18 protein-coding genes are annotated in these 22,771 nt (G+C 47.3%); 5 read left to right on the forward strand and 13 right to left on the reverse strand.

Features of this window, described 5'->3' with window-relative positions; all coding sequences use genetic code 11:
- Positions 1-10: 10 nt before the first annotated feature.
- On the reverse strand, positions 11-943 hold the full coding sequence (locus G3352_RS08400) for a hypothetical protein (protein WP_163755644.1): 933 nt from the start codon (positions 941-943) through the stop codon (positions 11-13).
- A 190-nt stretch (positions 944-1,133) separates the two neighbouring features.
- On the opposite strand from G3352_RS08400, the gene G3352_RS08405 reads away from it, so the two are divergent.
- Positions 1,134-1,307, forward strand: coding sequence for a CsbD family protein (locus G3352_RS08405; protein ID WP_064506464.1), 174 nt, complete (start codon positions 1,134-1,136; stop codon positions 1,305-1,307).
- A 166-nt stretch (positions 1,308-1,473) separates the two neighbouring features.
- Here the strand turns inward: G3352_RS08405 and G3352_RS08410 are convergent, their stop codons facing one another.
- Positions 1,474-2,481 carry an NAD-dependent epimerase/dehydratase family protein gene (locus G3352_RS08410; protein WP_163755646.1) on the reverse strand — a complete coding sequence of 336 codons (1,008 nt, stop codon included), beginning with the start codon at positions 2,479-2,481 and terminating at the stop codon, positions 1,474-1,476.
- A gap of 148 nt (positions 2,482-2,629) precedes the next feature.
- Between G3352_RS08410 and G3352_RS08415 the strand changes: the two genes are divergently transcribed.
- Complete coding sequence (locus G3352_RS08415) at positions 2,630-3,148, forward strand: cupin domain-containing protein (RefSeq protein WP_163755648.1); 519 nt, start codon at positions 2,630-2,632, stop codon at positions 3,146-3,148.
- Between the two features lie 57 nt (positions 3,149-3,205).
- On the opposite strand, the gene G3352_RS08420 is transcribed toward G3352_RS08415, so the two are convergent.
- From G3352_RS08420 to G3352_RS08455, 8 genes are all read right to left on the reverse strand, one after another.
- The gene (locus G3352_RS08420) at positions 3,206-4,279 is read right to left on the reverse strand and encodes a DUF1835 domain-containing protein (protein WP_163755650.1); all 1,074 of its coding nucleotides are present in this window, start codon (positions 4,277-4,279) and stop codon (positions 3,206-3,208) included.
- 89 nt (positions 4,280-4,368) lie between these two features.
- Positions 4,369-5,028 carry a TVP38/TMEM64 family protein gene (locus G3352_RS08425; RefSeq protein ID WP_163755652.1) on the reverse strand — a complete coding sequence of 220 codons (660 nt, stop codon included), beginning with the start codon at positions 5,026-5,028 and terminating at the stop codon, positions 4,369-4,371.
- A 277-nt stretch (positions 5,029-5,305) separates the two neighbouring features.
- A complete protein-coding gene (locus tag G3352_RS31565) occupies positions 5,306-6,889 on the reverse strand; it encodes an HNH endonuclease (protein WP_345940741.1) in 1,584 nt (527 codons plus the stop codon).
- 429 nt (positions 6,890-7,318) lie between these two features.
- A complete protein-coding gene (locus G3352_RS08435; RefSeq protein ID WP_163755654.1) occupies positions 7,319-8,494 on the reverse strand; it encodes an acyltransferase in 1,176 nt (391 codons plus the stop codon).
- A gap of 250 nt (positions 8,495-8,744) precedes the next feature.
- Positions 8,745-10,091 carry a cryptochrome/photolyase family protein gene (locus tag G3352_RS08440; RefSeq protein ID WP_163755657.1) on the reverse strand — a complete coding sequence of 449 codons (1,347 nt, stop codon included), beginning with the start codon at positions 10,089-10,091 and terminating at the stop codon, positions 8,745-8,747.
- Positions 10,092-10,117: 26 nt separating this feature from the next.
- Positions 10,118-11,278, reverse strand: coding sequence for a response regulator (locus G3352_RS08445; RefSeq protein WP_163755658.1), 1,161 nt, complete (start codon positions 11,276-11,278; stop codon positions 10,118-10,120).
- A gap of 99 nt (positions 11,279-11,377) precedes the next feature.
- Positions 11,378-14,476, reverse strand: coding sequence for a hybrid sensor histidine kinase/response regulator (locus G3352_RS08450; RefSeq protein WP_163755660.1), 3,099 nt, complete (start codon positions 14,474-14,476; stop codon positions 11,378-11,380).
- A 216-nt stretch (positions 14,477-14,692) separates the two neighbouring features.
- Entirely contained in the window at positions 14,693-15,115 is a 423-nt protein-coding gene (locus G3352_RS08455) for an SRPBCC family protein (RefSeq protein ID WP_163755661.1), read from the reverse strand.
- Between the two features lie 273 nt (positions 15,116-15,388).
- Between G3352_RS08455 and G3352_RS08460 the strand changes: the two genes are divergently transcribed.
- Positions 15,389-16,258 (forward strand): class I SAM-dependent methyltransferase, encoded by an 870-nt coding sequence (locus G3352_RS08460; RefSeq protein WP_163755662.1) that lies wholly within the window; start codon positions 15,389-15,391, stop codon positions 16,256-16,258.
- A gap of 108 nt (positions 16,259-16,366) precedes the next feature.
- Here the strand turns inward: G3352_RS08460 and G3352_RS08465 are convergent, their stop codons facing one another.
- Positions 16,367-17,401 carry an NADH:flavin oxidoreductase/NADH oxidase gene (locus tag G3352_RS08465; protein WP_163755663.1) on the reverse strand — a complete coding sequence of 345 codons (1,035 nt, stop codon included), beginning with the start codon at positions 17,399-17,401 and terminating at the stop codon, positions 16,367-16,369.
- Between the two features lie 537 nt (positions 17,402-17,938).
- Between G3352_RS08465 and pepT the strand changes: the two genes are divergently transcribed.
- A complete protein-coding gene (pepT, locus tag G3352_RS08470; RefSeq protein WP_163755664.1) occupies positions 17,939-19,177 on the forward strand; it encodes a peptidase T in 1,239 nt (412 codons plus the stop codon).
- A 138-nt stretch (positions 19,178-19,315) separates the two neighbouring features.
- On the opposite strand, the gene G3352_RS08475 is transcribed toward pepT, so the two are convergent.
- Positions 19,316-20,008 carry a Crp/Fnr family transcriptional regulator gene (locus tag G3352_RS08475; RefSeq protein WP_163755665.1) on the reverse strand — a complete coding sequence of 231 codons (693 nt, stop codon included), beginning with the start codon at positions 20,006-20,008 and terminating at the stop codon, positions 19,316-19,318.
- 664 nt (positions 20,009-20,672) lie between these two features.
- Here G3352_RS08475 and G3352_RS31680 point away from each other — a divergent pair.
- Entirely contained in the window at positions 20,673-21,131 is a 459-nt protein-coding gene (locus tag G3352_RS31680) for a methyl-accepting chemotaxis protein (RefSeq protein ID WP_371121638.1), read from the forward strand.
- A 136-nt stretch (positions 21,132-21,267) separates the two neighbouring features.
- On the opposite strand, the gene G3352_RS08485 is transcribed toward G3352_RS31680, so the two are convergent.
- Entirely contained in the window at positions 21,268-22,698 is a 1,431-nt protein-coding gene (locus tag G3352_RS08485) for an alanine/glycine:cation symporter family protein (RefSeq protein WP_163755667.1), read from the reverse strand.
- Positions 22,699-22,771: the final 73 nt, after the last annotated feature.

Here is a 22,771-nt window from a genome sequence, read left to right on the forward strand (position 1 = left end):
TTCACTTCCATTACTCCATCTTCAAAATAGCAGCTTCGATCATGGCTTCCGTCTCCGCGAGTGCCACCATGATTGTCGCAGCAGCCTCCCAGTTCCGGGAGGCAAGACGGGATTGGCATTCCCCGAATTGGCGGGATTGTGCGTACTTCAAAGCAGAAAGGTCAGGATGGATTGTTTTAAAAAACAAGCCAAAATCATGGGCACGACGCGCGCCTACTGGCAGAGCAAAATACACATAATGAGCCCACTCATTACCATCGATTGCTCCAGCACGAACCTGTTCCGCCTTATGCAGAATGGCCGAAGCTCCTGTTCGTCCTTCCTGAGCAGCAATGTTATGGAGCTGTTCTGTAAGGCTTGATTTGAACCAAGTAAAAGCGCGGCGGTTAACCTCCTCCAGATCAGGCTGTTCAATGCGTTCAGGACACCACCATCGTCGATACACACCGCTACTCCACGGGAATTCAGACTTCCATGCTTCCTCAAGTGTATCCAATGTCAGGAAGACATTCGGAAATCCAGCCGGGTCATGCAGGCATATTTCATCACCCTCCATGCTCAACGCCACTACATAATGATCGCAACCAACCAGGTTGGGAGAGTTGGGATTATAGACGAGTTTGCCCATATCCAGCGGCCCCATCATCACAGGACCCTGCTTCAAAGCCTCTCTTAGCTCATCTACAGGCATCTCTGTACCCCGTGATTGCACACTTTCACGCACACTAAATCCCAGAACGCTCATCGCTTTGCTGATGGCCAGATCAGGACTAGAGGTACAGTTATCGAAAAAGAGAAGGTCTTCCTGCGTTCGAAAGGCCCCTAGTGAAAAGCCACCGACGGTTTCAAGCAGACCAGGGTTTACCTTTTCTCCAATGGACGATAGCAGCATTGAAGCTGAATTAGCGTAGCAATATGCACCATTTCCAATATAATTGCTCATATCATAACATCCTCTCATTTCTTTAATGAAGCACGCTACTTGCAACGCCTATACTTATACTGACTCTTCGTTAAGCTCATTTCTGACAGAATATTCAGAACAAATTTCTGCCCGCATGAACTAGCGAACGTTTAGAATGTGGGCATCCCGGTTAATAAGGACTACACCAGAAACGAAGGAGATGTTCGATATGAGTAATTCAACTAGCGATAAAATTAAAGCAGGCGTCAACAAGGCCAAAGGCGAAGTGAAGGATCAGATCGGTAATGCAACTAACAACAGATCCCTTCAGGCTGAGGGTAAAAAAGACAAAGCCAAAGGTGCTGTGCAGGACAAAATTGCTGATGTAAAAAAACATCACTAGATCCATTCGTTAAACGTGAACATGCACGACGATTCGTGCAGTAAATATAGGATCTTTGCCCGACCGTCCATATCCATATCGGTTGAAAGCCGGGATTCGACGGGGGCGCAAAAAAGCCAAGGAAGGTGTTATTCACTACACCCTTCCCTGGCTTTTTTTGTCCTATTTAGATAGCCGGAACTGCATATCTCGCCATATCGATAATAAAACTGCGTGCTTCTCTTGTCGTGTGATATTCACGGTTGAATTGTCTTACCCATTCGGGATGTTCCTGATACCATCGAAAGGTCTGCTCCAGCCCCTGCTCCAGGGTCGTCTGGGGGAACCATCCGGTCTCTGATCGTAACTTTCCAGAGTGAACGACCAGACTCGAACCTCTGGACTGGGTGGGCTCCTGCTCCCGAATCTCCGCCGTTCCATTAGAAGTATGCAATTGTTGCAAATGATCTCCGATCTCTTGCATGGTCGTTCCTTGCCCTGTCGAAATGTTATAGATCTGCTGATCTTGTCCATTCAGCATAATCTGTTCAATCGCTCGCAGCGCATCATCCACATACAGAAAATCACGTACAGCTGATCCCTGAATATCCAGAGGAAGGCCGTCCATCATTCGGCCAAAATTACGCGGGATAATCCGGTCCGGCAACTGCCAAGGTCCATAGAGATTGGTTAAACGAAATATTTTTACAGGAAGCTGGTAACATTGAGCGTAGGATCGTGCAAGCATCTCACAGGCTACTTTGGAAGCGGAGTATGGGGATACCGGAGCATATTCATCGGATTCGTGATACACTCTGCCCATCTCCCCTCCGTATACCTCAACGGATGAAGCCAGCACCACGGGAATATGGTGATCGGAAGCGTATTGCAGAATGGCCTGTGTACTGAGGGTGTTGTTACGAAACACTTCTCCGGGGTGATGATACGAATAATCTACGTGTGGCATCGCTGCCAGATGAATAATATAGTCTGTTTCGTGCGGCAAGCTGAATCTGTCCTTCGCGAGATCACAACAGATAAAAGCCATCTCATGAAGTGGGGAGCTGTGAACAAGCCTCTGACAATAATCATCTTGGTCCACCAGGGTGATTCGATGTCCTTTTTGCGCCAAATACTGAGAAAGGTTAAATCCTACAAATCCAGAAGCCCCTGTAATGACAATATTCAAGCACATTCCCCCTTGGATTAATACAACAAGTTCACTGAAGAGAGTCTATGTTCTGATTATAACCTTATAGTGATACATTTTGTATCATTTTACAATTGTTTTTTGTTCTTCTCCAGAAATAAACGGGTAATGCCATAGAGAGGTGATATTTACGATGAAAGAGGACATAAACAATGTACAGACGATGTTATTCCAGGACGATGGTGTGATCCCCAATCATCCGAGTCTGCCTGTACTTCTGTATAAGGGAATATGGGCAACAGATCCCTCTCGTGCGGAGTCGTTGCTGAACCAAAACGGATGGGGAAACAGCTGGATAAACGGTGTGTTTGATTATCATCATTATCACAGCAATGCTCACGAAGTACTTGCAGTGGTGAGTGGTTGGGTTGAGCTCATCCTTGGTGGGGAACATGGAAAGGTTGTGCGCCTTCAGGCAGGAGATGTCGTCGTGTTACCTGCGGGAACCGGACATAAGCGGCTGAGTGCTAGCCTGGATTTCCGCATTGCAGGGGCCTACCCAGATGGCAAGAGCTATAATACACGAACGGGTGAACCGGGAGAGCGACCCAAAGTTCTGCGTGAAATTCAGGAGGTTCCCATCCCGGATACAGATCCAGTCTATGGGCAAGAGGGGCCACTATTGGAGTTATGGAATCAGAATAAGACATGAAAGAATAAATGGACTGCTCCTGGATAAAAAAACTACCGGGAAGAGTCCATATTTCGGTTACTGGGGGAGCCTCACACTGTAGAATCGCATGGCATGTGGCTTCCCTTCCATCTCAAGCCGTCCTTCTATGATCAACTGTCGAACACGGTATTCAATGAATGCGTCTCCGACAGCTTGTTCGAGATGGCCCAGCACCTCACCTACGACGCGGGCTGCTTTTATAAACTCGCCAGGCTGTCTGGTTAGCGTAAGCTCTCTGGCCTTCTGCATAATGTACTCATCGATCGCGTTTTCGGGCACGCTCTGAATCTTGCCATCCCTCATTAAGCGCAGAAGCCCTGGCTGTACAGCCAAATCCACCCACTCTTGCTCCATGTGTTTGCGTTTCTCCAAAGATAACGGTTGAGCATTCACACAGTGTTGCCACATCGATAACAACTTCTCAGAAAAAATTTCAGCTGTTCTAAGAACATCATGCTGAACTTCAGAATTATTAAATAATTCCTGATATAATGCACTTGTTTCGATCAAATAAATAGGCCCCAGCCTGTTACGCAGCAAATACATGGCATATAAAAGCCCTGTTCTCTCATGAGCATTATTCCCATACCAGATGGTGATTCGCGTATCTTCATCAATTGAACTCACTACGCTGTTTAATTGAATCAGCTCATCCATGTCTTGGACGGCGTAGCTTCCATGCTCACTCAAATAAAGTTTCTCAAGTAGCCAGAGGTGCCTGCGGTGTAAATCCGCCTTGTTCGTCAAATCGCCCAATGGACCGATGGCATAGTAGTCATTCATAGAGAAAAACCGCCGCTCCGAGCGCCCTGGAACCTTGCCCATCGCAACCTTAATGCTACCTAGCGGCGATTCTCCAATCGCTATATGAATTTCACGTGGTTTCTGTGCCATCAATGCCTGTTTCTCAGCTTTCTCCCGGTTCCGATTCTCGTCCAATGTATTAAATATCGACTGAATTTTTGTTGCAAACTGATCAGAATGTTCTTCCGCCGACTGAACGCTGATTTCCCTTTCTGCAATGAGATAAAGCATACGCAATAGTGAACGCAGCTCATCCTCATTCATAAGGTGCAGCTCCTTTTCAAAATCAAAGACATTGTCAATCATGCTTATCCCCCTCTAAACAGTCTGAACATATGGTCATCTCCGATTAAACTCATTCAAAATCGAACGTACGTATGTGTATCATCGTAAGTTTACGATGAAATAGACTTTCCAGAGGAGTGACTCAGATCATTCATTTCCTCACGATTGGATGACGAACGGGTGAAATGCCGCTCCAGCTTCCGACTTGCCCACAGGGATATCGCGATAAACAGCAACACGCCACCCCACCGCACAGGGTGTTCCATAAACTGAGCTACATTGGAACCAATATACGTCACACAGAAGATCATAATGGCTTTGCCAAAACTCACAGCAAGCAGGAAGGACATTAACCTCATCCGCGCGATACCTGCCGCAACATTGATAATCACGAACGGACCCACTGGAAATATACTCAGCAAAAACACATAACTGAATGCATTCCGCCGAATCCATACCATACTGCGCTGCACACGTGGTTTATTGGCCCAACGTTCCACGAAAGCCGACTTCCCAATCTCTCGTACAATCAGGAATGTAACGGTACAGCCAAGTACCATCCCAATCCATGAATATAAAAATCCTGCCCATAGCCCGTACACTGCTCCGTTAACCCCAACAATGAGCAGTGTAGGCAGCGGGGGCACGAACGATTTCATAAAGGTAAGCAAAATTCCCGGTAAAGGGCCCAGGGAGCGAAACTTCTCCAGCCAGAAACGAATATTCTCTTCCGTAATATAGGACATGATGTCCAAAGATGCCGGGTTCATCTGCTTCCCTCCAATCTATACAGTTCAAATTTTCTAAAGATGTGGTGCCCATTATAAAATACATCTGGTAAACCGATGTGAAGTTTCACGACTCACTTCTCCCCAGTATAACGTACATATGAGCGCTGTACCGTTGTCAATTTGAAGAAATTTCACCAGCGACGCTGAAAAACAAAAAAGCACACCCGGACCTGTTCAGTCTTGATGTGCTCTATATATCGGATACCCGCTTGAAACCATTGGTGAACAAGCTTAGGGCAGTATTTCGCTTGACCGTTTATTCTAGCTGAGCTTCCTGCATTGCCAATTCATTCAGCTCTTCCTGATGTGCAGCATTCCACTCGGGAATACCGGAACGCATGAATTCTTCGGCATCCATCGCTGCTTTGGACTGATTGCACAGATTGCAGGCGCAGACACAGTTAAGTGGGGTGGTATGCCCCCCTTTGGCTCGCGGCAGAAGATGGTCAATCGTATCTCCATACGATCCACAGAAGTAACAGGTATAGTTATCACGGGTCAAAATAAACCGTTTGAAATCCTTGTTGCTAAACAATCGGCGGATCGTGTACCGATTAACCACAACAGCGGCCTTTTCCTTGACCAGCGTGACCGCCAGCTCCATATCCACTTCCTGATGCCAGCGCCGCCCTTTGTCCGTCTTGCCCCGCATGCGCACCATACCCTGCCGGTTCGTCCGAAGCGATGCCGGATCTTCCGGATCAATCGCTACAGGCACCGCCGGCGTATGACGGCGGGGACGGCTTTCCGTTCCAGCCCCATGACTGCGGCTGGAATGCGCTGGCGCCCGCTGCCCGGATGATCCGGCACGGGCTGCGTCTTCGCCGCCCGCCTTAGGCGCACGCTCCTTTTGTGCCGGGCGCGGCTTCGACCCGGGCGAGTCTGGCTGGCGCACGGGTGCAGGAGGCGCAGCCTCCATGGCCGTGCCCGGTGCTTGGCCGGGCACAGGCTTTGCAGCAGCGGCAGGCTGTGCGGCCGCTGCCGGGGGGCCGGCGACCGAGGCATCGCCACGGTCGCTCAGGCTCGGCGCACTGGCCTCAGCTATGCTGCGGGCCTGTCCTGCGCCGGACGGCAGCGCGGCAGCACGTTTGCGGCGCCGCTTGCGTTTGCGCTTGGCTGCGGTCGGCTGATCCGCAGCCCCTGGCTCTGCTGCCGGGCCTTTCGGCTTAGCTGGCAGCAGAGCCTTGGCCGCCGCAATCTCCTGCTCGGCGGCCTGATCCGTGCCAGCGGCTAGACGCGCGCGGGCACGCTTCGCAGATGGATCAGCATTCGCTGTATGCACCTGCGAATCCCTGTCTTGCAGATCAGCCCCCGTCTGCGGCTGATCTACAGTCTCGCTCTCCTCGGCAGTTTGGGAGAGTGATTTCGTTTGCTCTATACCAGACTGCAGCTCTGGGCGCTTCGCCTTTCTCCTCCTTCTCCTCTTCTTGCGGTTGCCCGAAGGCGAAGAAACAGTTGAAGAAGCAACGAAGTCAGCCGTTTCACCTTCCACCGAAGAAGATGAAGTTACGGACGGCTTTGACTCCCCATTTCTTTCTGAAGTAGCAGCAATAGAAGGCGTACCATTTGCTGTATCGACGCTCCGTTCTGCTGTATGACTTGCAGATGCAGAAGGCCGGGCAGCCCCATCACCTTTATGACTCTTTACCGCCTCATCCGCAGGCCGGAGTGAGTTGTTATTGTTATCCGCTTGTCCACCGAGCTGACGACAGTAGCGACAAGCGCCACGTCTGGCTCCAGGGCCAGCCCGCTTTCCGGTTCTTCGTCGGAATTCGGACAAAGGACGCTTTTGCCCGCAGTACATACATGTCTTGGTCAGTTGCGCTTCATGTTCCGTCATTTCCTGCCGGAAAGGGGCCGAGCCCATCTCCATGTTGTCACCTCGGTTCCGTATGAATCCGGTTTCTTTCTATTGTATCACATCTGCTCGCCAACACACTCATAGCCAGATGTCCCATAGTCTTTTGTCTTGTACTCCTGCGTCTGCCCCACGCATTCGTGAAGGATGTGTTCCACGTATTCCAATATATCTTGCATCGGTTTCCCGCATTGTTCACATGTTGTCATTGTTCTCACCTTAATCCTGTTCTTAAAGTTCTCTGCTTATAAAAAATAAATGTGTTCCGCCTTCTCATTACCCTTCGCGTATAAAAAAGAAACATCCGTTCCCTATATATGAAGCAAATCGGCAATCAAAAAAACCGTTTCCTGCTCAACCCTAATGGTCGACCAAGAAACGGTTTATTATTCCTATATTGGCGTAAAACTTTTAACGAACGTCGAGTTGTCCGGAGTTTTGTTGCGGTACCAGACGTGGCTTTGGTTTTGGCAAATTGCCGAAAATCACCCATGCAAATGGAACGAATCTTGCAGTGAGTCCAACCACAATCCACGATGCGATCAATGCCACACCAAAACCTCCGGCGTACCACAGGTGAATCAGCCAGGAAACCCCGGTTTGTGGTGGATAATTCCGATAGACCAAGAGGAAGAATGGATGAATCAAATAAATACCGAAGGACAGTGCCCCAAGCCGATTGAGCGGCTTAACGATCAGCGATGGTCCTTTACGATAAAGCAGGTACGCAATCTGAATGAGCACCAGCGCACAGGCGAACGTATGCAGATTCCAGAAAAACTCGTACCACAGCGTGTTATACGTCGCAATCTTCAGACGCAACAGATAATAAATGTATACATGGCCGAGTCCGGCAAAAATCCAAACCGCCCACAGCAAAATCCATGAAACTACACGAGCCTTGGTTGCATTTTCCCGACTAATGACAAACCATTGTTTAATCTTCGGAAAATATACTCCTATAAAAGCTCCCAACATGAAATAGGAGAAGTACGAGAACGCCCAACTTCCCTTGTTCGGCACCTGGAAGCCATATTTATTACTTACGATAAATGCCCACTGAATGAGCAGCCCGATCGGTACCGACCATTTAACGACTGAGGGATATTTCTTGAGCAGCCACAATACAAATGGGAATAACAGATAAAATTGCATATTGATAAATACAAAGTACAGATGCGTATACGCCTTGCCCGTGAACAGTTTCGTTATGAAACTTACCGCTGATTCACCGAACGGACGGCCCTGATAATGCGTGAAGTGCAGGATTACAAAATACATTAATGAAAATAAGAAATACGGCAGTAAAATGTAAACAAATCTTTTTTTGTAAAAGTTGCTGACCAGCTTCTTATCGAGCGGGCGAGAATAATAGTTATAGAACAGTACAAAACTGCTCATGAAAATAAACGTTGGTGTACCATATTTCATAAAAATATTAATAAAATTGTACAGCCAGTAATACCCTGAACCTGTCATGTCCACCGTCGCATATGAAGTGGAATGCACACACAGCACGCCGATGATAGCCATTGCCCGTACGAGATTCAGCTCTGGGATTCGCTCTCTTTTGATTGTTTCACTCATAATTAGCGTTTCTCCTTAATATGTTTCGTTGATATGTCTAAGATGACTTAATACGATAAGCTCACTATCTATTAAAAAGCATAAAGCTTAAGATGGGTAGTCCAAATTCTTAAAAGTTCCTAAATTTTCAACATGTTTCACAGTTTTTTCATGTATATATATGTAAAAAAGACCGCTATGACGCGGCCTGTGAGCATGTTTCGTATCTGTAGAAAATATTGTTGGTTCACTGGGATGAAAATGGTAAACTTCAATGCTGACGACTGGCCAGAATTTGTTTATAGACCTCAATAGCCGATTGTCTTGAGACTTTCAGATCCACAATTGCACCCTGCCGAGGCTGATGAATCTCTTTGCTATGCAAATCCTTCAGGTCAGGCAGCCATTTGCGAATGTAATCCCCTTGGGGATCATACTTCTCTGACTGTGTCACCGGATTGTTCACCCGAAAGTATGGAGCTGCATTCTCGCCAAGTGATGCACACCATAGCCAGTTGCCCCGGTTTTGAATATTGTCATAGTCACGAAGCTTACGTCTGAAATACGCTTCTCCCAGCGTGAACGGACATCGCAGATTTTTGGTAAGGAACATCGCGGTCAGAATACGAAGCCGATTCGGCATATGTCCAGTCTCATTCAGTTCCGTCATGGCTGCGTCGATAATCGAAATGCCCGTTTCGGCCTTGCACCACCGTTCGAAGTGGACCTCGCTGAGCGCCGACAGATCATAAACTTTTTCATATGTAAAATAATGACTCTCATATACGGCCCGATACAGATAGAAGTCGCGGAAGCACAATTGTCTGATCCATTCATCCGAATGCTCCGTGCGTTTTGCAGCATCGTACATCTTACGGATGGAAACAGCCCCCACTGCTACATAAGAACTGAGCCGACTCGATTCATAAGCTTCATATTCATCCCGATGGTCTCCGTAATCGGCAATTCTGTCAGATAAAAAACCATCCAACAATTGATGAGGTTCCTCCAAATCCGATACATCATATGACAGCAATTGAGGTGGCACCTGGAAGGTCTCCGGCCATTCTATCTGCTGATCACTGACCTGCACATCCGCAACCGTAGTGGTTGAAGCTGGATTAGGATGCTCATTCATGAATTCCACCCAGCGTCGGTGGAAGGCAGCAAATACTTTGTAAGGCTCGGACTTACTCGTATAATCAGCGAACCCCTTCAGGTCCATCAGCAAATGATCCGTCAGCTGCGTAAACGTGACTTCTCGTGCCTCCGTTACCTTACGTATTCCACGATCCCGCTCGATTGCATATGGGGTCATATCCCGATGAACTACAACTTCATCTATACGACTTTGCATCCGATCGAGGATATGTTCAATCACCTCAGCTGGTTTGCCATAAAGGACGTGCAGCTTGCGGCCTGACTCGCGATACCGCTTACCAAGCTCAGCAGCATGCTGTAGAAAGTTCACTCCGCTATGTTCCTCTTCGCGACCTTGCCGCAGCAGAAATGGATCATAGATGAGCACATGCAGACTCTCTGCATCCTGGTTCCGCAAATAATCGAATGCGACTAGATCATCTGTACGCAAATCTTTGCGATGTATGAATAACTTCATGCTTCATCCTCCTGCTGAACTTCTGCCTACTTTGCCGTTAAATCTTCATACAGCCTGATTGTCTCCTGCTCCGGTTGATGTCCCAGTTCTTCAAGCAGGGTCAGCGTAAATGAATGATATATTCTGAGTATGGCTTGTTGATCACCCATGGATGCACATACTCTCATCATTAATCGGCAGATCTCTTCTGCATATGGCTCCCGTTCCTGTAGTTCGTTCAATTGCTCCATCGCTTCCTTGCTCCGTCCATGCTTCGTGTCCCATTCGGCGATATCCATAACCAGTCCTACATATTTACTTTTCAGTTCTCTAGCTTTGGCTTGAGCCCAGCGATAATCATGCTCCTCCAGATAATCACCGCGGTAGAGCGGGACGATATCCCGCAGTTGATCGACATTGTCTGACGTAACGGTATCATAGGCCATACTTTGCTCGAATTGCTCTACATCACTCACCAGATTACCCGATAACAAACGATAGCGGTTCATGTTGTACTCCAGTTTGCCCGTCATGTTCCATTCCTTCAGCAGTTTGCGTATCTGATAAACGGAAGTATGCAGATGCGTAAGCCCTTTCTCTTGCGAAACATCCGCCCACAGCTTATCGAGCAGAATCTCTTTGCTTACCCAATCCCCTCTATGGTGAAACATAAAAGCAAACAGTTCTTGCGATTTGGCTGTACGCCACTTGTGCTTCTGTGCTTCCTGATCCAGACTTCTGTAGATATCCAGATGTTTAAAAGTAAGCAATCCAGGCACGCGGGTATCCAACTCCACAGCCTCAGATTCCTGAACCTCAGCAGTTGCAGCAACCTGAGGGGATGAGGCTATCATCCCTGCGGCAATGCGATCGATCGTTTTGCCAAGCCTCACTGAACTTACCGGCTTCAGCACATAATCCAACGCCTGAAGTTCGAAGGCTTCAACCGCATGATCCGCGTAAGCCGTTATAAATATAATGCGAATACTGCTGTCCAATTGCTGTATATATTCAGCCGCTTCCAGTCCATTCATTTCCGGCATGCCAATGTCCAGAAACACTACGTCCACACGCTCTTTTGCCAGAAAATCCAGACCGGCACGGGCTGTTGAAAAACACTGCACGGGTGTAATCCGCCCATCCGATCGTAACAGGCGCTCCAGATGAAGCTGCGCCGGTTTCTCATCATCGATTACAATGGCTTTCATCGCTATTCCAGCCTCCTGCCGTGAATTATTCAATGGGAATACCGGTTATCTTGGCACCCGCTTAATAGTCTGTTAACCAAATCCGCCCAGCTCGGCCCATTATTTGGAACCATTTTTCTTCTCCACAGGTATGCGAAACCGTATTAGCGTTCCTTTCCCCGAATGACTCTGAATCTCCAGCCCTTGACCATATATAGACAACAGGCGTCGATTAATATTCTGTAGCCCTACACCTCCAGGACCTTCAGTTCGCCCTGAACTTACTTGAGCCAAACGCTCAGGAGGTATGCCTACTCCATCATCCTGTACCACAATGACGATGTGCTCATCTTCCCTGGTAATACCAAGGTTAACCGTGCCGCCTGCAGCACGCTCCATCACCCCGTGACGAATCGCATTCTCCACAAGTGGTTGAATACTGAGTGGTGGCAGGTAAAGACGCACATCTGGGTCGATATTATAATGGACCACCAAACGTTCCTCGAATCGAGCTTGTTCCAGATGAACGTAGGACTCCACTAACTCCAGTTCCTTCGCAAGTGGAACCAGTTGGTCGCGGTTCTGGAAGTCAAAACTTCCCCGCAGGTAGTGACTCAGTTCAATAAGCAAATCTGTCGCTTTATCCGGATTGACGGCGCAAGTTGCAATAATGACGTTGAGCGCGTTATATAAAAAGTGTGGTTTGATCTGAGCCTGCAAAAAGGCCATTTCCGTACGAATAACTTCCTGTACCGAGGTACGCATCTCAATTAACGTCCTTACCCGGGCTCGCAGTTCACCTGCATCCACAGGTTTACTCAGAAAATCATTTGCTCCTGCCTGGAACCCCATTTTGATATCCTCAGGCAGCCCGCGAGCTGTCAGCATAAGAATAGGCAGCTCGGACAAGGAGCTGTTCTCACGCAGCTTGCGACACAGCTCAAGCCCGGACATTTGCGGCATCATCCAATCTGTAATGACAAGATCAATGGAGGGGTGTTCTTCACGAAGCTTCAGTGCTACTGCCCCGCTATCCGCTGCAATGACACGGTAACGTTCCGTTGATAGAAGATTGAACAATACCTGTCGATTCACAGGATCATCGTCCACAATCAGAATGGTATGCTCTGCTTCAAGATTATCATCCGTCTCATCCCAATCCACTGCTGCTGCCGTATCCTGCGCTCTTCTTTCTTGGGTAGATACATATTGGGCTGCAACAGGCCTCGAACTCGCTTGCAGCAAAGGATACTGCACAACAGGCAGGGTAAAATGAAAGGTCGAACCTTCACCTGGCTCCGATTCTACCCAGAGGGTCCCTCCCCCAAGCTCGACCAGTTTGCGAGTGATACTCAGTCCAAGACCAGTTCCCCCGTTAACCCTCTCACTTGTTCCGTTGCCCTGCTCGTAAGACTGAAATATGTCTTCCAGTTTATCTGGGGTAATACCAACACCTGTATCGGCGATAGATACCGTCACCATAGCTCCATCCACACGGGCATAGAGCCGAATCTCACCTTGCTTCGTGTACTTATACGCATTGCCCAGCAGGTTGTACAGAATCTGCCTTAGGCGATCCTCGTCAGCTTCAACCAACGGCAACGCTGGAGGCCATTTCTGAATCAGCACAATCGGTTTATCTTCAAAGGTAAAACCAGAGACTTCAACGACCGTTCGGGCAACGGACTCGAGGTCCACAGCACTCCGTTTTAATTTAATTTCACCATTTTTGAGCTTGGAAAAATCCAAAATATCGTTTACCAGCAGTGAAAGCCGCTTACCAGTTGAGGTGATCATGGACAGATTTTTGGCCTGCTTGGGTGTGACCGCTCCAGCCGCCCCTTCCAGCATCGATTGAGCAATATTAATAATGCCGTGTAGGGGAGTTCTCAGTTCATGTGACGTATTGGCCATAAACTCATCCTTGAGAATGTCAATTGCAAGCAAACGTTCAGACAACGCTTCAACTTCACGGAATGATTGTGCGAACCTGGTCGCTGTTAGAATCATCTGTGCAAAGACGAATAACAGAAGCTCATACAGCGCAAGAAATGTCGTATCCACGGTGGTGAAAGCACCAACGGTGTGCAGCACAACTACCATAAATATACTCATCATGCTCATTAGGACAAAATGACCGTCGTTCGGTTGCTTTTTCAGCCAATGGATCATGGCTCGCAGCGTGTAACCAATCACCACCAGTGAAATCAGCAGCATAGGCAGCTCCAACAATGAGAATAGAACAGGAGACAATGTAAGGCCTACCACGCATTGGACTATTACCAGAACCACACCCAAGCGAACAAACCATTGATGTACCGCTCCAGGTACAAGTGCATCCATATAACGTAGCAAGTAATAATACGCAAGAGCCGCGCTGAGTAATTGAAGCCGCAGAATATCATTATTCGGTAAAAACGGTAACAGTGTTCCCAGCAACTTCTCTCCATGAGTTAATGCGTACATTGCACCGGACAGGCTGAATAACCCTAGATACCGAAGCTCTTTTTCACTGCGCCGCAGACGAAAAAGCATCAGAAAGAAGGCCGCTGGAAGAATAAATCCGAACAATGTCATGAGATCTTTGAGCCAGTCCTGCTGTTGGCTCTTCAGAATGCTGTGCTCGTCCCCGAACAAAATGGATGCAATAATGCCTCCAGACGAGTAGCTGTAATTGGATACCTGAATGATAATATCTGCAACGTCGCCTTCTATGGAAGTAAATCCTGTAAAAGGCAAATTGAGCTGAATGTCGGTATTTCGTGTTGTACCTGGCAGCCCTTTGCCGCCAATCTCTTTGCCATCTATAAATAAACGATGAGCCATACGGATATTTTGAGTGCGAATTCCGTAATCGTTCTTCTCTAATCTCTGGGGAATTCGAACACGCAGATGATAGGTCCCATACCCGTGCGCCTCTCCAAGAGTCCCATTCCATCGGGATGGAACATGGATAGGTAGAGGTTTGGAAAGCAGCTTGCGTCCGGATACATCCGCCTCAAAATCAACGGGCGTCAACAATTGACCCGGATAGAAATCCCACGTACCATTCAGGGATGCAGCCCCATGCCTGTCGAAGTTCCAGCTGGTCAGGTCCATGACCCCATCCCTCGCATGAGGGTTGCCGCGCTCGATAATTAACGTTTGTACAATGGATCCCAGAGGAAAGACAACAATACATATAAAGCTAATGGTAAGTATAATCCAGTGTTTTCTCATCTATGTAATCCTTCCGCCCCCATGGCGAGAGACGTCTAATTTTGTCGTTTTATACCTATAACTCCATGTTACACGTTTCTGTTGCTGACGGAAATAGTTCTTACATGATATTTTAACGCCAAAAAAGCCACAGGCTCAGCTACCGGAATGCAGACCGGAGTAAGACCCGTGACTTTTTGAATTTGTTGACTATCTTTTTTTACTTCTCTCGTTTCCTTACGCTTGTCCAACGACCTGGGCCAGTTTCTGAACGATTCCAGCCCAGCCTTGCTCCATCCGTTCACGAACCATGGCATGAGCCTGTCCAAATTCAGTCAGTTTGTCCGCGTCCCAGCCACTGTGAATCAATGTAAAATCAGTATCTTGTCCTTGCTCCGTTAGTTCAAACGTAAGCGTCCAGTCCTTACCCCATTGGAATGATAGCTTATGTAGCGGCTGAACTTCCGTGACTTTGCACGGTGATTTACCAAAGGGTCCTGCTTCCAATATAAATTCATGCCCTTCCACTGGCTCCAGATTGCTTGGCATAAACCATGATTCCAATCCCTTCGACGTCGATACAATCGCCCACACTTTCTCCGCAGGTGCGTGAAGCAACAGTTGTTCCCGAATATCTGGTAATGCACTTGAAGATTCCATGATATCTCTCCTTCTAAATGGATATAACTCATTGTTCAAGATTAGATGATGTGTGTCAAATATATTCTAATCATAACAGATATTCCGGCAGGAGCTTTGTTGACCAACTCTCAAACCCACCCTATAATTGGAACATATTACATAAAAGGTGCGTGATTCTTATGATAGTCTGCTCTGAAAAATTCAATTCCAACCGTTGCCGGAAGGGATAAACATTTCGTAGCTAGTCCCTTCCACATTCTTATTCTAATTATGTTGTGGAGGAAACGTTAAATGTCTTTTAGTTATTATGGTCCGTTATGTACAGAGGTTTATAATGCCACCAAACCCGTTGGCCAATCCCTTGGAGGCGATATTGAATTTTACCGTGATTATCTGAAGAACTGCAATGGACGCATCCTGGAAGCGATGTCTGGTTCAGGTCGAATGCTGATTCCATTACTTGAGGCTGGTTTGAGCGTAGACGGTCTTGATTATTCAACGGATATGCTTGATTCATGCCGGGCTCTTTGCGCCAAGCGGGGATTGCCCATGCCTGAATTGTTCGCTGCTGATCTGGAGACACTTGATCTTCCTTATCGGTATGAAGTCATTATCATCGCCGCAGGCTCACTGCTGCTTATTCAAGACAGACAGGCTTCCATAAAGGCCCTGCGTAATCTGTATCAACATCTGGAACCGGGAGGACGACTTGTGCTGGACCTCTTTCTACCCGATGTAACGAATACGACTTCACACTACTCAGGTACCTCGACTGTTCAATTACCGGATGGCGATACGATTACAATGGAGAGCAAAGACATCGAAGTCAATATGCTTCAGCAGTACAAAGTAAGTTTAATTCGCTATGAAAAGTGGCGCCATGGCACCCTCATAGCCACGGAACTGCAACAGCTTGCATTACGTTGGTACGGTGTGGAGGAGCTACGCATGATTCTGGAACAGATCGGTTTCGTCGACGTTGTTGTATATGCAGACTTCGATCCCGAGCAGGAACCTTCGCGTTCTGATCAGAAATATGTGTTTGAAGCGACACGAGGACTACCCTCGAAAGTGGTTTCACTTTCAGGTCAAAGCGCTAACGAATCGACTGCACCGGGAAAGATCCAAGATCGAGGAAGTAACGCGCCTACGATTCGTTAGATTGTTTCGTTAGATTGTAATGATACTGAAAAGGGATGCCCTCCGTCATGTTCATGACTTATGGGACATCCCTTTTTAATTGCATTTATATAAATGTTCTAATTAAGATCAGTATCCGCGGGAATATGGCTGTGCGATAGCCGCCTTATCTTTGCTAACACCCAGTTCCAGAGCTGCATGAGTCGCCCAGTAAGGATCACGCAGCATACCTCTGCCAACCGCGACCAGATCTGCATCACCGTTGCCGATAACCGCTTGAGCCAGAGCTGAATCCTCAAGCATGCCTACCGCAATGACAGGGATGTTCAGTTCTTCACGGAAACGACGAGCAAAAGGCACTTGGTAACCAGGGTAGTTACCTGGTTTACGTTGTCCGGAAGGTCCTTCACCGCCAGAGCTAATGTGGAACATATCCACGCCCGCTGCCTGATAGGCACGGGAAATTTCAATGGTATGATCAATATCATACCCGCCATCAGCGTATTCCACTGCCGAAATCCGCATAATCAGCGGCATATCTTCCGGCATTTCTTTTTTCGCTGCACGAATAATCTCGACACCAAAACGGGAAAGATCCTGTCCATACTCATCCTCGCGATGGTTCATCAGTGGAGAATGGAATTGGTGAATGAGGTAACCATGTGCACCATGCAGCTCAATCGCATCGACCCCGGCAGCTACTGCACGTCGTACACCGTCCGCAAACTTCTGTACCATGGCTTGTGTTTCCTCTGTAGTTAAAGCGTGTGGTGTATTAAAGCTCTCTCCAGGGAAGGTAACCACCGATGGAGCTACAGGTCGAGCCGCATCCTCTGCTTTACGTCCAGCATGCGCGATCTGAATCGCCACCTTGGAGCCATAAGCGTGAATGCCATCCACCAGCTTGGTAAAGGCAGGAATGTGTTCATCTGACCAGATGCCCAGATCATTATCAGTAATACGTCCGTCCGGATCAACATCCGTCATCTCGATCACGATCAACCCTGTACCCCCAACCGCACGGCTTACATAGTGTACCTGATGCCAATCGTTCGGAATGCCGTCTTTAGCAGTAACGGAATATTGGCACATCGGTGCCATAACGACACGGTTATTTAGTTGAAGTCCCTTGAATTGATACGGGGAAAATAATTTCTCTGTCATTTCAATTCCATCTCCTATTCAATATGTTGATATATGTTGAGGCAATTCCTTGTTTTCCAGATCGGAAAACAGCTGCCCATGCTTGCCGCAGTTGTCCTGCTCCAAATCCTCAATAACTATTATGAACCTAACCTATAGAAATACAAGTACGTACTTTTTTGTGAGATAGTACCCTTTTTTATACCTAGTCGACCCTTTCCTCTGATGCATTCACCACAACTCGAAATGATCCCAAAACATGATATGATAGCCATACAGACATACAGGTTATAATATACCCACTTTATATAAGTTGTACCTAACGGTTACACGAAAACGGAGAGGGCAGGATAAACTGGAGAATCGAAGCTAAAAGCTTTCTGAAAGAAAGCTGCATCGGAAGCACACACTCGCCTTTATCACCGGATTTTCCCTTTTAATAAGGGAATCAAAAAAATCTGGGGATAACAGCGATCAGAAGGGTATTCTGACCTCGTAGTGATAGTGTAAAATAAGTGGTCAACTTATATACTAACCGAGCCGAAGGAGCGATTACTGGTGAAAGATATTTTAATTCAAAGACTAACAACCTATGCTCAAATGGACACACAATCCGATGAAAATAGTGAGACCTGCCCTTCCACACCAGGCCAGCTGGTCTTGGGTAAATACCTGGTTGAAGAATGTAAATCCATTGGATTGCAGGAAGTAACCATGGATGATAACGGCTACGTAATGGCGACATTGCCATCCAACACAGATAAGGATGTTCCAGTGATCGGTTTCCTCGCTCATCTGGATACAGCAACCGACTTCACAGGCAAAGATGTCAAACCACAGGTCATCGACAACTATGATGGACAGGACATTGTGCTGAATCAGAAATTGGATGTGGTGTTATCCACAACTGATTTCCCGGAACTGCGTGAATATAAAGGCCACACCCTGATTACAACAGATGGCACAACACTGCTTGGTGCGGACAATAAAGCCGGCATTACCGAGATCATGACGGCAATGGCCTACCTGATTGAACACCCGGAAATAAAACACGGAAAGATTCGTGTTGCTTTTACCCCGGATGAAGAGATTGGCCGCGGGCCGCATAAGTTCGATGTCCCTGCTTTTGGAGCCAAATATGCCTACACGGTGGACGGCGGACCACTCGGCGAGCTGGAATACGAAAGTTTCAACGCAGCTGCTGCCAAAATTACAGTACGAGGCACCAACGTGCACCCGGGCACAGCCAAAAACAAGATGGTCAACTCCGCTAAAATTGCGATGGAGTTGAACCGCCGATTGCCTGCGGAGGAAGCTCCCGAATTCACAGAAGGTTATGAAGGATTCTATCATTTGTTATCTATCGAGGGAGACGTCGAGCTGACTAAGATGAGTTACATCATCCGGGACTTCGACCGGGAGAAGTTTGAGGAACGTAAAGCGTATTTATTGGATGTCGTGGGCGAATTGAAAGGCAAATATGGCGAGAAAAGTATCTCCATTGAATTAAATGATCAATACTATAACATGCGTGAGAAAATCGAACCTGTGCGCCAGATCGTCGATATTGCACACGAAGCGATGACTCGCCTGGATATCGAACCTGTCATCCGCCCAATTCGGGGAGGCACAGACGGTTCCCAGCTCTCGTACATGGGTATGCCTACACCCAACATCTTCACTGGCGGAGAGAACTATCACGGCAAATTCGAATATGTATCGGTTGATAATATGGTGAAAGCCACACAGGTCATCGTGGAAATCGCTCAATTATTCGAACAGCGTGGAGATGTTTAATCCGTATCTAAGTCAATAGAACGACAAAGAAAAAAGCCTTCACCTGACAGGTGGAGGCACCGGACACCCTCTGACCTGCAGAGGGTGTCTTTACATTTTTGCCGTAAAACGACGTGAGGCACTGCCATCTATCCTTATTTATTCGTACATGTTACCTCCCGCAATTTCACGTAACTGCTCCAGATTGCAGATGACAATGTTACGCTGTTCTTTGCGGATGATATCACGGTCGCGGAGGTCATGAATGACCCGGTTCAAGTGTCTATAGCTCGTGCCCAGCATATCCGCCAGCTCTGTCAGCTTGGAAGTCTGGATTTCTTCTGTGATCTGCTCCCCTTGCTCCATCGTGGACAACAAATAGCTTGCAAAACGGCTCTCGACAGGGTAAAGCAGATTAAGACTCGATAGATTCGAGAAGGTATATAATTTGTGGGTCACATGACTAAGCATAAAATGGAGAAACTTCGGGTTTTCAGCATATGTATTCTTGAGATAGCGATAGCTTACACCGAGCAGCAGGCTCTTGTTGACGGATTCCACGGTGTTTTTGGCTTCCTTGCCATTGACGAGCTCCAGATCACCTACCAGCGCAGGAGGCATACTGAAACGAAGCAACAAAGACTTGCCATTCGGCAGTGTTGTATAAATCTTGAGCTTACCTTGGACGAGAAAATATAATCGTTCGGGACGTTCACCTTTGGCACATATAATCTCGCCTTTGGAAGCTTCGAGCAATCTTAATTCAGCAAGCGCAGGTTCGTCGAGCACCTGATCCAGGCCATGCTCCCGCGCAAGCTGGCGCAGCAATCCAAAGTCCATGATTTCTCTCATCTCGGATTCCCCCTGTGTGGATCTACAATTCAATGGACATATGTCCCATAAACGATATAGGTCTGTGTAAATATCTAGATATAAAAATAGTTACAACTAGAACTTATATCCAATACATTCATTTAAATGGGAAATACTTTAAAATCCAGCCTTCAAAATGACAATATTTCATGAAAAAAGGAGTACATGATAGCGCACTCTTATCCGATGAAAGATAAAGCAATAAGCATAGTTACAACTTCTAATTTAGTATTCAAATAAAGAAAGGATGGTTCTACCTGTTATGAACGTTGTAGATGCTCTTTTGAAAGTAATGCCTTATATCCGTATGATTCTTAGAGAACCAGCCAGTCTAACGGTGTATGATCACGAGAAGGTATTGTATTCTGTCTCCACCGATAAGTTCAATCTTGGATTCAAAGAAGGCGATCCTCTTTTGGATGGATATAAGAACTTCACCGCTCTCACGAACGGAAACGAAGCCTCTCTGACCCACCTGCCGGCAGAATACTACGGTATCGAGCTTGATATCCTTAATGTACCGATCTTTGATGATAATCATCAGGTCGTTGCTATTTTCTGCGTATCGTATGATCAATCGAACCAGAATCAGCTTGAAGCTATTATACAAGAAAACCAAACGATTAATGGAAACCTGGTTGAAATGGTCCAGCACGTTGCCGCTCATGCGGAGGAATTGCAGGCCACCAGCGAACAGATTCTGGAGAATACACGCCTGGCGGTAAAGAATTCGTCTCAGATCAACAAGGTTGCCGGGTTCATTCGTGAAATCTCTGAACAGACCAACTTGCTTGGGCTCAATGCCGCTATCGAAGCTGCGCGTGTAGGTGAAGCTGGAGCAGGCTTTGGTGTGGTCGCAACAGAAGTGCGCAAACTTTCTGTCGATGCCAAACAGGCTACCAGCGATATTGATATCAGCTTGAAAGATGTACAACAGGTTATCAAACAGATGGAAGTCGAAGTATCCCAGATTGCAGCTTCTTCTCAGGAGCAAGCTACGCTCGTATCTTCGTTCACGGATGTCATCGAGAAGCTGAATGAAGCGGGAGAACGCATGAAAGCCCTGTCTGAGCAACTGATCAGTTACTCTGTGAACGATTAAGAAAATGTGCATCTCCCTATAGGAGGTTACCCATTCCCTCAAAAAAAGCTGAACACGAACTACTTTATATGTAATAAACAGGACTTGGAATCCCCGTCCCCGTGACGGAAATTCTAAGTCCTGTTTCATTGTCTTTTTATCGTGGTGTACGTGGAGTTCCTAGTACCTCTGCCTCCGACTCCCAGCATTCCACTTCACCTGGAATGTGAATACGGTCCCGAGTAAAGATCGGATCACGTCCTTCGGCCTTTTGTTTCTTGTAATCCTTCAGCGCATCGAATGTCACCTTGGACAGCATCAGGATGGCGATCAGATTCACCACAACCATTAGTCCCATAAACAGGTCGGCCAGATCCCATACCAACTGTACCTTGGCAACGGCACCGAACAGCACCATCGCAATGACACAGACACGGTATACCCACAGCCATACTTTATTGGATTTGATAAACTCAATATTGGTTTCCCCGTAGTAATAATTCCCGATGAGCGTACTAAAGGCGAACAGGAACACCATCACTGCCAAAAATCCGGATGCCCATGAACCAATATGCACACTTAATGCCGCTTGAGTTAATTCAATCCCGCCCAGATTGGAACCTTTGTACACCCCAGATAACAAAATAATCATGGCTGTGCTTGTACAAATAACCAAGGTATCGGTCAACACACCAAACGCCTGAATAAGCCCTTGTTTGACCGGATGTGTTGTATCCGCCGTAGCGGCAGCATTCGGTGCACTACCCATACCCGCCTCATTGGAGAACAAACCACGTTTAACACCATTCATCAGCGCGGCTCCAAGTGTACCACCAGCGACCTGTTCAATGCCGAAGGCATTTTTCACAATCAGCGCAATCATGGCCGGAAGTTGTGTGATGTTCGACAGAACAACAAATGCAGCCACGCCAATGTACAGCACAGCAAGAACAACGACGATGTATTCAGACGCCTTGGCAATCCGTTTAACACCACCCATTATGATTCCTGCGAACACAACGGCCATAATGATGCCTACAGTCAACCGATCGATGCCGAAAGAATTTTTGAATGCGACTGTAATTGTGTTGGACTGCACAGCATTAAAGACCAAACCGAACGATAACGTAATGAGAATTGCGAACAATATCCCCATCCATCGTTTCCCGAGGCCACGCTCCATATAATAAGCCGGCCCTCCGCGGAATCCGCCCTTATCTTTGATTTTATAAATTTGAGCAAGCGTACTCTCCACAAAACTCGAAGCCGAACCAAAAATTGCGATAACCCACATCCAGAATACAGCCCCTGGTCCCCCCAGTGCGATTGCCAGTGCAATACCGGTAATATTCCCGGTTCCCACGCGGGCTGCCATACTGATACAGAATGCCTGAAACGGCGAAATTTTGCCGGGCTCCTTGCTCTTTGGCTCCTTGAGCACTTTCACCATATCCCCAATCATGCGGAATTGCATGAACCGGGTCTTGGTCGTAAAATACAAACCACATACGACCAACAAGATGATTAACAGCTTGGACCACAGAAAATCATTGAAAACTGCAATAATATCTTGTATTGTTTGCTCCATTGGCTATGCCCCTTTTCGTTGACGGTTCGTTAAAAAGCGTTCCCCAGCTGTATGACTGAGCGAAAAATTCTCA

Source organism: Paenibacillus sp. ALJ109b, assembly GCF_010747435.1.
Lineage (GTDB): Bacteria > Bacillota > Bacilli > Paenibacillales > Paenibacillaceae > Paenibacillus > Paenibacillus taichungensis.